Genomic DNA, 13,287 nt, shown 5'->3' with positions numbered 1-13,287 from the left:
ATCGTTGCATGAGACGAGGACACCACCCGCACACCGGCCCGCACGGCGCCGGGCAGGACACCGGCCGGGCCGACAGCACCGAGCTGGCCGGCGCGGTCCGCGGCTGGTTCACCGGCCGGCTGCCCCAGGGCTGGTTCACCGGGCCGGTCGAGGTCGAGGTCGACCGCGAGGAGATCACCGTCGTCGGCACGCTTGCCGACCCGCAGGTCGCCGCCGACGCGAGCGACGCCGAGCGGGCGGCCGCGGCCGAGGGACGGGCCCGGCAGTTCCGCGAGAGCACCCGCGAGGAGCGGATCTCGATCGCCCGGGAGGCCGAGCACCGGTTCGACCGCAAGGTCGCGTGGGGTGTGCGGGTCGGCGCGGAGCGGCTGCTCTTCACCCACCTCGCGGTCCCGGTCATGACCCGGCTGCGCCAGCCGGAGCGGATGGTGCTCGACACCCTGGTCGGTGCGGGCGTCGCCCGGTCACGGTCCGAGGCGCTCGCCTGGTCGGTGCGCCTGGTCGGCCGGCACGCCGACGAGTGGCTGCGCGAGCTGCGTGCCGCGATGGAGGAGGTCGAGCGGGTTCGGGCCCAGGGCCCGGACGGCGAGCCCGAGGGCGCTGGCGGGTCAGGCGGGTCCGCGGACGCGGGTCAGTAGCAGGTCAGCTGTACGTCGTCAGGGACACCGCCACGTAGTGCACGGCGTAGGCCCCGAGCGTCAGTGCGTGGAAGACCTCGTGGAAGCCGAACCACTGGGGCGACGGGTTGGGTCGCTTGAGGCCGTACACGATGCCGCCCGCGGTGTAGAACAGCCCGCCCACCGCGAGCAGAGCGACGACCGCCCAGCCCCCGGCGTCCAGGATGTCGCCGAGGTAGAACACAGCGACCCAGCCGAGCCCGATGTAGACCGGCGTGTAGAGCCAACGCGGTGCGCCGACCCACAGCACCCGGAAGGCGATGCCACCCAGCGCGGCCGCCCACACGATCCAGAGCAGGGCCGTGCCGCCGTCGTTCTCGAGCAGGATCAGGCTGAACGGGGTGTACGTCCCGGCGATGATCAGGAAGATGTTCGAGTGGTCGAGCCGCTTGAGCCGGCGCTCGGCCTTCGGTGACCAGTGGCCGCGGTGGTAGAGCGCGCTGATGCCGAACAGCAGCGAGGCGCTGGCGGCGTAGATCGCCGTCGCGACGGTCTCACGGGTGCCGTCGGCGAGGACGACCAGCACGATCCCGGCGGCGACAGACACCGGGAAGGTGCCGGCGTGCAGCCACCCGCGCAGCCTGGGCTTGACGGTCCGCGCCAGCCGGTGCACCTCGTCCTCGAACGAGTCGACGACTGTGCGCGGGTCGGGGGCCATCCGCCCACGGTAACCTACGCGCCCGTAAGTTACCAACCGGTAGGTTAACGGCGGGTCTAGGGTGCTGCCCGTGCGCGACCTGCTGTACGGCTTCTACGCGCGGCGCCTGGAGTCCGCGCTGGACCACGAGCAGATCCCGCGCCACGTCGGGGTGATCCTGGACGGTAACCGGCCGTGGGCCAAGGCCTCCGGGGCGCCCAAGTCGCGCGGCTGGCGGGCCGGCGCGGACAAGGTCGAGGAGCTCCTCGGCTGGTGCGAGGAGATCGACGTCGAGGTCGTCACCCTGTGGCTGCTCTCGACCGACAACCTCAACCGGCCCGACTCCGAGCTGCGGCCGCTGCTGGCCATCATCGAGCGGCTGGTCACCGAGATCGCCGGCACCGGTCGCTGGCGGGTGCTGCCGGTCGGCGCCCTGGACCTGCTCCCCGACGAGACCGCGCGGATCCTCAAGGACGCCGCCGACCGCACCGCCGACGTGCCGGGCCTGCACGTCAACGTCGCCGTCGGGTACGGCGGTCGGCGCGAGATCGCCGACGCGGTGCGCTCGCTGCTGCAGGAGCATGCATCCAAGGGGACGACCATCGAGGACCTCGCGCAGCTGCTCGACGTCGAGCACATCGCCGAGCACCTCTACACCAAGGGCCAGCCCGATCCCGACCTGGTCATCCGCACGTCGGGCGAGCAGCGGCTGTCCGGCTTCCTGCTCTGGCAGAGCGCGCACTCCGAGTTCTACTTCTGCGAGGCCTACTGGCCGGACTTCCGCAAGGTCGACTTCCTGCGGGCGATCCGGGCCTATGCGGCCCGCGGGCGTCGCTTCGGGGAGTGACGTCCTGCGGCGGCCGGGTGACGCCTTGGTGAACGCCCGCGTGTCGGGGCGAGACCGGCGCGACGCGGGCGTACCGTCCGGACCAGCGGACGGCATCCGCGCCGGACGCTCGGGAGGCCCACTCCGTGCTGATGCGCGAGCCAGTCACTGGCGCAGGGGGAGGGGCCGGCGCCCGGCCCCAGGGTCGGGTCCCGGTCACCACCCACGTCTGAGGGGAAACCTTCGTGGCAGCTGCCGACCGTCCGCGCACCTTCGTCCTCGACACCAGCGTGCTGCTCGCCGACCCGTTGGCCATGCTGCGCTTCGACGAGCACGAGGTCGTCCTCCCGGTGGTCGTGATCACCGAGCTCGAGGGCAAGCGGGCCCACCCCGAGATCGGCTACTTCGCGCGCCAGGCGCTGCGCCTGCTCGACGACCTGCGGGTGCGGCACGGCCGGCTCGACGCACCCCTCCCGGTGGGGGAGGTCGGCGGCACGGTGCGGGTGGAGCTCAACCACACCGACCCCTCGATCCTGCCGCCGGGCTTCCGGCTGGCCGACAACGACTCCCGGATCCTCGCCGTCGCCCGCAACCTCGCGGCCGAGGGCGCCGACGTGACACTGGTGAGCAAGGACCTGCCGATGCGGGTCAAGGCCTCGTCGGTGGGGATCACCGCCGAGGAGTACCGCGGCAAGGGTGTGGTCGAGTCCGGCTTCACCGGCATGGCCGAGGCCGTGGTCCCCGCGGAGTTCGTCGACAGTCTCTACGACACCGAGCGGGCCGACCTGCCCGAGGCCCGCGAGCTCCCGTGCCACACCGGGCTCGTCCTGGTCTCCGAGCGAGGCAGCGCCCTGGGCCGGGTGACCCCGGAGAAGCAGGTTCGGCTGGTCCGCGGTGACCGCGACGCCTTCGGGCTGCACGGCCGCTCGGCCGAGCAGCGGGTGGCGCTGGACCTGCTGCTCGATCCCGACATCGGCATCCTGTCGCTCGGTGGGCGGGCCGGCACCGGCAAGTCCGCACTCGCGCTGTGCGCGGGGCTCGAGGCCGTCATGGAGCGTCGCCAGCACCGCAAGGTCGTCGTGTTCCGCCCGCTGTACGCCGTCGGCGGGCAGGACCTCGGATATCTCCCGGGCAGCGAGTCGGAGAAGATGAACCCCTGGGCGCAGGCGGTCTTCGACACCTTGGGCGCCCTGGTCACCGGCGACGTGGTCGACGAGATCATGGACCGCGGCATGCTGGAGGTGCTGCCGCTGACCCACATCCGCGGCCGCTCGCTGCACGACGCGTTCGTCATCGTCGACGAGGCGCAGTCGCTGGAGCGCAACGTGCTGCTCACCGTCCTGTCCCGGGTGGGTCAGGGCTCCCGGGTGGTGCTCACCCACGACGTGGCCCAGCGCGACAACCTGCGGGTCGGCCGCCACGACGGCGTCGCGTCGGTGATCGAGGCGCTCAAGGGGCACCCCCTGTTCGCGCACGTGACTCTGACCCGGTCCGAGCGGTCGCCGATCGCGGCCCTCGTCACCGAGCTCTTGGAGGACCTGCCGGCCTGAGGCGGCCCTGTCCGGCACCGCCGACGGGGTGGCCTGATCACCCTGGGTGACCACGTCGTACCGAGGATGTCCCGGTGACGTCGGTCACTCCGGCACGCCGGTGTGAGGGAGAACACGGCGTCTGCGTTGGCTTTCCGCCCCTGCATGGGTCATGGTCGACGGGACAGACCCCGCGTGGGGTCGTCACGTTCCTGTGACGCAGAGTGACCGGCCAGATCCGATCGCCGCCCACGCCGCTCCATGGCCGACCACCGCCGTGGCCCGGGGTGACGCCAGCCGGCAGCGCATGAGGGTGCCGGCCGACGCCGGAAGGACCGAACGTGAAGAACCGGATCACGATCCGGGGGACTGCCATGGCTGCGACGGCCGTCGTCGCCGCAACCGGGCTGACGGGTGTCGTCGCCGGCACCGCCGGGGTCAGCGCGTGGGGTGCGGAGAGCACCGTGACCCGCATCGGCGACCTGCCGCCCGAGGCGTCGGTGAGCCGCTCCGTGGTCCCGGCCGGCGAGCGCGCCCTGCAGATCGAGAAGAAGCACAAGCGCCAGGCGGCCCGCGCCGCTCGGCTGGCCCGCGCGCGGGCGACCCGCGAGGCCCGCGAGGCCGACGAGGAGCGCGCGTCTCGGGCCCGCAGCTACGGCAGCGACCCGCGGGGCGTCGCGGCGGGCCTCGCTGCGAGCCAGTACGGCTGGGCTGCCGACCAGTTCGGCTGCCTCGACGCGCTGTGGACCCGCGAGTCCGGCTGGGACCCGCACGCGCAGAACCCGTCGTCGGGTGCCTACGGCATCCCGCAGGCGCTACCTGGCTCGAAGATGGGCGCCTATGGCAGCGACTGGGCCGACAACCCCACTACCCAGATCCGGTGGGGCCTGGCCTACATCAGCGGCAGCTACGGCACGCCGTGCGGTGCCTGGTCCGAGTTCCAGTCCCAGGGCTGGTACTGACCCACCGCGCCGCGGTGGCGCGTCCGCCACTCCACGTGGCCGACGAGCCAATGACGCGGCAGCGTCAAGGGTGCGTCATGCGCAGCACGTCGAGCGCCTCATCGAGCTGCTCCTCGGTGAGGTCGCCGCGCTCGACGTAGCCGAGGTCGACGACCACGTCGCGGATCGTGCGCCGCTGGGCCAGTGACTGCTTGGCCACCTTCGCGGCCGCCTCGTAGCCGATGTAGCGGTTCAGCGGCGTGACGACCGACGGCGACGACTCGGCGTACTCGCGGCACCGCTCCTCGTCGGCCTGGATGCCGTCGACGCACCGGTCGGCGAGCAGGCGCGACGCGTTGCCGAGCAGCCGCACCGACTCGAGCACGTTGCGCGCCATCACCGGCATCATCACGTTGAGCTCGAACGCGCCGGACGCCCCGGCCCAGGCCACGGCCGCGTCGTTGCCGACCACCTGCGCACAGACCATCAGCGTCGCCTCGGGCACGACCGGGTTCACCTTGCCCGGCATGATCGACGACCCCGGCTGGAGGTCGGGCAGCCGGATCTCGGCCAGTCCGGTCCGCGGTCCCGACCCCATCCAGCGCAGGTCGTTGCAGACCTTCGTCAACGACACCGCGATCGTCCGCAGCTGGCCGGACAGCTCGACCAGGCCGTCGCGCGCACCCTGCGCCTCGAAGTGGTCGCGCGCCTCGCGCAGGGGTAGCCCCATGTCGTCGGCCAGCAGCTCGACCACCGCGGCCGCGAACCCGGGAGGGGTGTTGATGCCGGTGCCGACGGCGGTGCCACCGAGCGGCAGCTCGCCGACCCGCGGGAGCGTGGCCTCGACCCGCTCCACGCCGCGCGCCACCTGGGCCGCGTAGCCCGCGAACTCCTGGCCGAGCGTCACCGGCGTCGCGTCCATCAGGTGAGTGCGGCCCGACTTCACCACCGTCGACAGCTCGGCCGCCTTGCGCGACAGCGCCGCCTCGAGGTGACGCAGCGCCGGCACCAGGTCGCGCACCACGGCGCGCATGGCGGCGATGTGGATCGCCGTGGGGAACACGTCGTTGGACGACTGCGAAGCGTTGACGAGGTCGTTGGGGTGGACGTCACGTCCGAGCTGCCTCGCGGCAAGGGTCGCGATGACCTCGTTCGCGTTCATGTTGGTCGACGTGCCGCTGCCGGTCTGGAAGACGTCGACCGGGAAGTGCTCGTCGTGGTCACCGCGCGCCACCTCGGCGGCCGCGTCGTGCACCGCCCGCGCGACGTCGGCGTCGAGGACGCCGAGCCGCCCGTTGACGACGGCGGCAGCGCCCTTGACCGACGCCAGGGCCCCGATCAGGCCCCGCTCGACCGGCACCCCGGACACCGGGAAGTTCTCGACCGCGCGCTGGGTCTGGGCCCGGTAGAGCGCGTCACGGGGGACCCGGACCTCGCCCATCGAGTCGTGCTCGGTGCGGTAGGCGGTCCGGTCAGTGCCGGCGGCGTTCTCGGCGTTCTCGGCGTTCTCGGTCATGCCGACTTCCTACCCCACGGGAGCAAGACGGGCGGCCGGCCGGGTCGCCAGGCCCGTGCCGACCGCCCGGCGGGCCTGCCGACCGCTCCCCTGCGCCGGTCGAGCAGGTCCGCCCGTGCCCCCGTGTCCCCGTGCCCCCTGATGCAGCGCCCCCCAGCACCGCTGCGCCCATCGTGGCGTGCGCGACGCAACGGGCACATGGGGCAGACCACCTCAGATTTCCGCCTCGGGTACCTCAGACGGTCGTTGACGCGGCGACCGTCCGCCCGGAACGGTGGGGCTTGTGCCGAAGCGACCGGGTCTGGTGGGGCGTGCCGACGAGCTCGCCCGGCTCTCCGGACTGGTCGAGGACGCCGCCGGCGGCCGGCCCGGCCTGGCCCTGCTCAGCGGAGAGGCGGGCGCGGGCAAGACCCGTCTGCTCGACGAGCTGGTCCTGAGGGTGCCGCGGCGCACCCTGGTCTGCCGCGGGACCGGGGTGGGCTTCCTCGGCGGCCGGATCCCCTACGCGCCGCTGATCGCCGCCCTGCGCTCGCTGCTCGCCCGGCTGCCCCGGGAGGACGTGGCGCGGGTGCTCGGCCCCGACCCGTCGGAGCTGGCCATCCTGCTTCCCGAGCTGGGACCGAGGGGGGAGACCGCCAGCGACCAGGCCCGGCTGATCGCGTCGGTGTCGTCGGTCTTCGACCGCGCGGCCGAGCTGCGGCCCACGCTGCTGGTCGTCGACGACCTGCACTTCGCCGACGTCGCCAGCCTCGAGATGCTGGCCTTCCTGTGCGCCGCCCTCGACCAGCAGCGGCTGGCGGTCGTCGTGGCGTACCGCCCCGACGAGGCACGCGACGCGCTCGGCGACTGGATCGCCGACCGTCGGCGGGCGCGCGACGTCCGTGAGGTGCCGCTCGGTCCGCTGTCGCTCGACGAGGTCGACGAGCAGCTCAGCGACCTGCTCGGCTCACCCGCGCAGGAGGTGCTGGGCGCCCACCAGGTGGCCCGGATCCACGCCCGCTCCGGCGGCAACCCCTACGCGTCGGAGGCCCTGATGCGGGCCGCGCTGGCCGGCGACGTCGACACCCTGCCGGCCAGCCTGCGCGAGGTCCTGCTCGGCCGCACCCGCGACTGCAGCCCCGCGACGGTCGACCTGCTGCGCCTCGTCGCCGTGACCGGCGAGCGAGTGACGCCCGCCTTGCTGCACGACGTCGCCGCCCGGCGCTGGCCCGGCGACGAGCTCGACAAGGCGGTCGACGAGGCCGCGCGCGCCCAGCTGCTCGTCGTCGAGGCCGACGGCTGCCTGTCGCTGCGCCACGCGCTGCTCGCGGAGGCGCTCTACGCCGACCTGCTCCCCGGCGAGCGCCGCACGCTGCACGGCCTGCTCGCGGACGCGCACGAACGGGTGGACCGCCGGGCCGCGGTCATCGCCGAGCACGCCGACCGCGCCGCCGACCCGCCGCGTGCCCTCGTCTGGTCCTACCGCGCGGCGAAGGAGGCCGAGGAGCTCGACGCCTACGACGAGGCGCACCGCCAGTACGACCGGGTGCGCCGGCTGTGGCCGCTGGTCCCGGACGCCGAGCCGCTCGTCGGCGAGGAGGAGGTCGACGTCTTCGCCATGGCCGCCAACATCGCGGCGATCTGCGACCACGACGTCACGGCCGTGGAGATCATCGAGCAGGCGCGGTCACGGCTACAGGCCTCGCCCGACGTCGACCCGGTGCGGGTCGGCGTCCTCGAGGCGCAGTACGCCCGCTTCCTGCTCGACGCAGGTCGGTCCGACGCGGCGCTTGTCGCGGCCCGCCGGGCGGTCGACCTGGTGCCCGCCGAGCCACCCTCGCCCGGCCGCGCCGTCGTCGTGTCCGGGCTGGTGCACGTCATGGACTGGGTCGGCGGCGGCTCCGACCTGGAGCCGCTGGCCGGCGAGGCGGTCGACACGGCGCGCGCGATCGGCGACCCGGCGACGATCGCGCGGGCGCTCGTCAGCCGCTGCACCGTCCGCCACCTCGACGAGTCGACCATCGCCGACGCCGAGGAGGCCGTGCCGCTAGCACTGCAGGACGGCAACGCCGAGCTGGTCGGCCAGACCTACAGCAACCTGGCCGACGTCCTCGGCTGCCACGCCCGTGGCCGCCGCGGCGTCGACGTCGCCGTCGAGGGCGTCGCCGCCGTCCACGAGCGGGGGCTCGGTATCCGCTACGGGTCCTGGCTGAGCGCCCAGGCGGCGGAGATGTGCATCACCTACGGCTGGTGGGACGAGGCCGAGTCCTACCTGTCGTCGGCCATGCAGTTCACCCGCCACGTGCACGGCTCGAACCGCGACTACGCCCTGGTCAACCAGGCCCGGCTGGCGGCCGTCCGCGGCGACTGGGAAGGGCTCGACACCTACCTCGGCGACCTCTCCAGGCTGCCTCCGATCCTCGACCTGCTCCGCTGCGAGGCAAGGGCCGAGGGTCTGCTGTGGCGCGGCGACCCCAACCCGGCGCTGGCCGAGGTGGTCGGCCACGCCGAGGTCCTCACGCCCCGGCTGACCGCGCTGGCCGCGCCGCTGGCCTGGCTCGGGGCCCGCGCGCTCGCCGACGTCGTCGAGGGCCGCCGGGCGGGCGGGCAGGACGGCGACCGGAGCGCGTGGGCTCAGACAGAAGAGACGGTGCGCGGGCTCGTGGCGGCTGCATGCGGCCCCGGTGCGCTGCCGGGCTACCGGCCGGCGCAGCTGCGGCTGCTCTGCACCGCCGAGCTGTCGCGGCTCGACGCCGATGACGATCACGATGCGGCGCGGCCGTGGCACGCGGCGGTGGAGGCGCTCGTCGGCGTCGAACGTCCCTACCTGACTGCGTACGCCCGATGGCGGCTCGCCCAGGCGCTCGTGGGGGCCCGCGACCTGACCTCGGCGGCACCCGTGGTCCGTGCGGCGCACGACGAGTCCGACCGGCTGGGGGCCCGGCCGCTCAGGGACGCCGTGACAGCGCTCGCGCGGCGTACCCGCATCGACCTGCGGCACCCCGTTTCGGTCACCGAGTCGCGTGCATCCGGAGCGGTCGCGTCGCTCACCGCGCGGGAGCGGGAGATCCTCGGCCACCTCACGGCCGGGCGCACCAACGGCGAGATCGCCCGCGCGCTGGTGATCAGCACGAAGACGGCGAGCGTCCACGTCTCCAACATCCTGCGCAAGCTCGGGGTGACCAGCAGGTACGAGGCCGCCGAGCTCGGCGAGCGCCTGGGTCCGGGCTGATGGGGCTGACCGGGCCGGCCGGGCTCAGGAGGGTGGGGAGCCGATGGTGAGAGCGACCGGGCGGGCCGTCTCGGCGAAGAAGTCGTTGCCCTTGTCGTCGATGACGACGAAGGCCGGGAAGTCCTCCACCTCGATCCGCCAGACCGCCTCCATGCCCAGCTCGGCGTACTCCACGACCTCGACGCTCTTGATGCAGTCGTGCGCCAGCCGGGCAGCCGGGCCGCCGATCGAGCCGAGGTAGAAGCCGCCGAACTGCTGGCAGGCGTCGGTCACCTGCTGCGACCGGTTGCCCTTGGCCAGCATGACGAAAGAGCCGCCGGCCTCCTGGAACGGCGCGACGTAGGAGTCCATCCGGCCGGCCGTCGTGGGGCCGAACGATCCGGACGCGTAGCCCTCAGGCGTCTTGGCCGGTCCGGCGTAGTAGACGGCGTGGTCCCGCAGGTACTGCGGCATCTCCTCGCCGGCGTCGAGCCGCTCCTTGATCTTCGCGTGGGCGATGTCGCGGGCGACCACCAGCGGGCCGGACAGCGACAGCCGCGTCTTCACCGGCAGCTTCGTGAGCTCGGCGCGGATCTCGGTCATCGGCCGGTTGAGGTCGATGCGCACGACGTCGGTGTCGCCGACGCCGTCCAGCTGCTCGTCCGTGGTGTCGGGCAGGAAGCGAGCGGGGTCGCGCTCGAGCTGCTCGAGGAAGACGCCCTCCGGGGTGATCTTCCCGAGCGCCTGGCGGTCGGCGGAACAGGAGACGGCGATGGCCACCGGGCACGACGCGCCGTGTCGCGGCAGCCGCACGACGCGCACGTCGTGGCAGAAGTACTTGCCACCGAACTGCGCGCCGATGCCGAAGCCGCGGGTGAGCTCGAGCACCTGCTGCTCGAGCTCTATGTCGCGGAAGCCGTGGGCGGTGGGCGAGCCGGTCGTCGGCAGGGCGTCGAGGTACTTGGCCGAGGCGTACTTCGCCGTCTTGAGGGCGTACTCCGCGCTGGTGCCGCCCACGACGACCGCCAGGTGGTACGGCGGGCAGGCCGACGTGCCGAGCGACCGCAGCTTCTCGTCGAGGAAGGTGAGCATCCGCTCCGGGTTAAGGACGGCCTTGGTCTCCTGGTACAGGAAGGACTTGTTGGCGCTGCCGCCGCCCTTGGCCATGAACAGCAGCTCGTACACCGGGTCGGGGCCGGACGGGGTCGCGTAGATCTCGACCTGCGCCGGGAGGTTGGAGCCGGTGTTCGTCTCGTCCCACATGGTCAGCGGGGCCAGCTGCGAGTACCGCAGGTTGAGCCGGGTGTAGGCGTCGTAGACACCGCGGCTGATCGCCTCCGCGTCGTCCCCACCGGTGAGGACGCGCTCGCCCTTCTTGCCCATGACGATGGCGGTGCCGGTGTCCTGGCACATCGGCAGCACGCCGGCCGCGGCGATGTTGGCGTTCTTCAGCAGGTCCAGCGCGACGAAACGGTCGTTGCCGCTGCTCTCCGGGTCGTCGACGATCCGGCACAGCTGCGCCAGGTGCGCCGGCCGCAGGAAGTGGGCGATGTCGTGCATTGCCTCGTCGGTCAGCCGGGTGAGCGCCCCGGGAGCCACCCGCAGGAACCGCCGGCCGCCGGCCTCGAACGTCTCGACGCCCTCGTCGGTGACGAGCCGGTAGTCCGTCTCGTCCGGGCCCAGCGGGAGCGGCTCTGAGTAGGTGAACTCCGGCACTGGTCCAGCGTACGGCCGTGCCCTACCGTGCGGACATGAGCGGTGACCGTGCCCCCGGCCGGAGCTCGACCGAGCCGGCGAGCAACCACCTGGACGAGGACCCCGAGGCCCTCGAGGACCCGGTGCACCGCGGCGACGCCACCCACCAGCACGACGCGCACCTGAAGGAGGCCGCTGCGCGTGCCGAGGCGGCGGCGAGGCGGGACGGCACGGCCGCTGCCGGCGGCTGAGACGACGGGGAGCACGCATGGCCTTCGGGGGATCGGGGAGCCGGACCTGGCGCGCCGTGGTGCTGCTGCCGGTCGTCACCGGGGTGACCCTCGCGGGCTGCACGCTCACGGGCGACGGCGACGGGGACACCCGGGTGCGGTCGGCCGCGCACGCCCAGGTCGATGGTGCGGAGGATCTGCGGGCCGGGGGGCACCGCTTCGCGGTGCGGTGCGCGGGTGACGAGCACGACCCGCCGGTGCTCCTCGTCTCGGACCTCGCGACGCCGATGGAGCGGGACTGGGACTCCGTGCAGGGACGCATCGGGGCGTCCGCCCGGGTGTGCGCCTACGACCGACTGGGCGTCGGCGGCAGCGGGCGGGCACCGCAGTCGCAGACCTTCGACGACATGGGCACCGACCTGCGGGCCGTCGCCGACGCGCTCGGGCTGGAGCCGCCGCTGCTGCTCGTCGCGCACGGGATCGGTGGCATGGTCGCGGTCACGGCGATGCAGCAGGACCCCGACCTGGCCGGCGGCCTGCTGCTCCTCGACGCACCCGGTCCCAGCTACCCGCAGGCCGTGCTCGACACGCTCGCCGGCTTGCGGCGTGCCGCACCCGAACGGGACAGCTGGGCCCGGCTGCTGCGGCCCGAGAGCAACCGGGAGCACCTGGACGGCCGCCGGGCCTTCGCACAGGCGCAGGCCTTCCGCTCGCTCGGGGCGGTGCCGATGGTCGCCCTGACCCACAGCATCGCCGAGCACCTGCCGGGCGCGCCGCCGCGGCGGCAGGCCGGCCTCGAGTCGGCCTGGGAGGCCGGCCAGAACAGGTGGCTCGCGCTCGCCGCCGCCGGGCGGCTGGAGCGGGTCGACCTCGCCGGCCACGACATCGCGGCCGACCAGCCCGACGTCGTCGTCGACCGGGTGCGCGAGCTGCTCCCGGCCGGCGGCTGAGACGAAGCGGGCGCCGCACTGCGCCGCTTGGACCCGCCGGGGCTCAGCGAGCGGCGGAGAGCCAGCGGACCACGTCGGCCGCGTGACGGTCGGGCGGGAAGACCGGGTACCAGACGTGGCTCACCCGGCCGTCGTCGACGAGCAGGGTCAGCCGCCTGACCAGCGTCTGGCCGGCCGCCAGGAAGGTGGGCAGCCGGGCGGCGCGCGTCAGGGCCAGCGACACGTCGGAGAGCAGCGGGAAGGGCAGCCGCAGCCGCTCGACCGCCTCCTGCTGGTAGGCCGTCTCCTGGGTCGACAGCCCGAGCACCGTCGCGCCGAGCGCGGCGAGCTCGGCGTGGTGGTCGCGGAAGCCGCAGGACTCCGGGGTGCAGCCGCGCGCCCCGGGGATCTGGTCCCAGTCGGCCACCAGCGGGTCCTCGCCTGGGACGCCGGTCCGCGGGTACGCGTAGACGACGGTGCGCCCCGGCCGGGTCGCCAGGTCGACGGTGCTGCCGTCGGTGGCGGCGAGCGGCACCAACGGCAGGTCGCCGCCGAGCAGGTGCGCTGCGGCGCCGTCGTCGAACGGCGCTGGAAGTCCCGGCGGGAGGACCTCGGGGTCGTGCGCGGTGCCGCTCACCGAGTGCTCACCACGTCGCGTGCATCAGGACGCTGGCGGCGTCAGGTGCCCGGCCTCGAAGTCGATGGCGGAGTACGCCCTCAGCTTGTCCAGCCGGTGCTCGCTGCGGATCACCCGTGTCGTCCCGCTCCGCGACCGCATCACGATGGACTCGGTGCGGACTACCCCGCCGCTGTAGCGGACGCCGCGCAGCAGCTCGCCGTCGGTGATGCCGGTCGCGACGAAGAACACGTCCTCGCCGGACACCAGCTCGTCTGTGACGAGGACCCGCGACAGGTCGTGGCCGGCGTCGAGGGCCTCGGCTCGCTCGTCGTCGTCCTTGGGCCACAGCCGGCCCTGGATGACGCCGCCGAGGGACTTGATGGCGCAGGCGGCAACGATGCCTTCCGGGGTGCCGCCGATGCCCATCAACGCGTCAACACCGGTGCCGGAGCGGGCCGCGGCGATGGCGCCGGCGACGTCGCCATCCATGATGAATTT

Annotated in this window: 12 protein-coding genes; 7 read left to right on the top strand and 5 right to left on the bottom strand. The window is 73.6% G+C overall.

The annotated features are described in order from the left end of the window. Positions 1-8 precede the first annotated feature (8 nt). Positions 9-638 carry a hypothetical protein gene (locus VK640_03285; protein ID HTE72209.1) on the top strand — a complete coding sequence of 210 codons (630 nt, stop codon included), beginning with the start codon at positions 9-11 and terminating at the stop codon, positions 636-638. A gap of 4 nt (positions 639-642) precedes the next feature. Here the strand turns inward: VK640_03285 and VK640_03280 are convergent, their stop codons facing one another. Next, positions 643-1,335 carry a hemolysin III family protein gene (locus tag VK640_03280; protein HTE72208.1) on the bottom strand — a complete coding sequence of 231 codons (693 nt, stop codon included), beginning with the start codon at positions 1,333-1,335 and terminating at the stop codon, positions 643-645. A 64-nt stretch (positions 1,336-1,399) separates the two neighbouring features. Between VK640_03280 and VK640_03275 the strand changes: the two genes are divergently transcribed. The 3 genes from VK640_03275 to VK640_03265 all read left to right on the top strand — a co-directional run bounded on the left by VK640_03275 (position 1,400) and on the right by VK640_03265 (position 4,631). Then, complete coding sequence (locus tag VK640_03275) at positions 1,400-2,161, top strand: isoprenyl transferase (GenBank protein HTE72207.1); 762 nt, start codon at positions 1,400-1,402, stop codon at positions 2,159-2,161. A 224-nt stretch (positions 2,162-2,385) separates the two neighbouring features. Further along, a complete protein-coding gene (locus VK640_03270; GenBank protein HTE72206.1) occupies positions 2,386-3,690 on the top strand; it encodes a PhoH family protein in 1,305 nt (434 codons plus the stop codon). 353 nt (positions 3,691-4,043) lie between these two features. Then, the gene (locus VK640_03265; protein HTE72205.1) at positions 4,044-4,631 is read left to right on the top strand and encodes a lytic transglycosylase domain-containing protein; all 588 of its coding nucleotides are present in this window, start codon (positions 4,044-4,046) and stop codon (positions 4,629-4,631) included. Positions 4,632-4,695: 64 nt separating this feature from the next. Here VK640_03265 and VK640_03260 read toward each other — a convergent pair whose 3' ends face one another. Continuing rightward, a complete protein-coding gene (locus VK640_03260) occupies positions 4,696-6,126 on the bottom strand; it encodes a class II fumarate hydratase (protein ID HTE72204.1) in 1,431 nt (476 codons plus the stop codon). 283 nt (positions 6,127-6,409) lie between these two features. Here VK640_03260 and VK640_03255 point away from each other — a divergent pair, with 283 nt between their 5' ends. Then, positions 6,410-9,337 carry an AAA family ATPase gene (locus VK640_03255; GenBank protein HTE72203.1) on the top strand — a complete coding sequence of 976 codons (2,928 nt, stop codon included), beginning with the start codon at positions 6,410-6,412 and terminating at the stop codon, positions 9,335-9,337. 24 nt (positions 9,338-9,361) lie between these two features. Here the strand turns inward: VK640_03255 and VK640_03250 are convergent, their stop codons facing one another. After that, entirely contained in the window at positions 9,362-11,032 is a 1,671-nt protein-coding gene (locus VK640_03250; GenBank protein ID HTE72202.1) for a fumarate hydratase, read from the bottom strand. A 35-nt stretch (positions 11,033-11,067) separates the two neighbouring features. Here VK640_03250 and VK640_03245 point away from each other — a divergent pair, with 35 nt between their 5' ends. Beyond that, positions 11,068-11,262 (top strand): hypothetical protein, encoded by a 195-nt coding sequence (locus VK640_03245; protein HTE72201.1) that lies wholly within the window; start codon positions 11,068-11,070, stop codon positions 11,260-11,262. Positions 11,263-11,279: 17 nt separating this feature from the next. Then, positions 11,280-12,191, top strand: a complete 912-nt coding sequence (locus VK640_03240) for an alpha/beta fold hydrolase (GenBank protein HTE72200.1) — start codon at positions 11,280-11,282, stop codon at positions 12,189-12,191. 43 nt (positions 12,192-12,234) lie between these two features. Here the strand turns inward: VK640_03240 and VK640_03235 are convergent, their stop codons facing one another. Together VK640_03235 and VK640_03230 are read right to left on the bottom strand one after the other, a co-directional pair. Further along, positions 12,235-12,807 (bottom strand): peroxiredoxin, encoded by a 573-nt coding sequence (locus VK640_03235; protein ID HTE72199.1) that lies wholly within the window; start codon positions 12,805-12,807, stop codon positions 12,235-12,237. Positions 12,808-12,831: 24 nt separating this feature from the next. Further along, positions 12,832-13,287: fructose-bisphosphatase class II (locus tag VK640_03230; GenBank protein HTE72198.1), on the bottom strand; the 456-nt coding region annotated here is incomplete at its 5' end.

It is taken from the genome of Actinomycetes bacterium, assembly GCA_035489715.1.
Taxonomy (GTDB): Bacteria; Actinomycetota; Actinomycetes; order JACCUZ01; family JACCUZ01; genus DATHAP01.
This window is presented reverse-complemented; position numbering and strand designations above follow the sequence as displayed.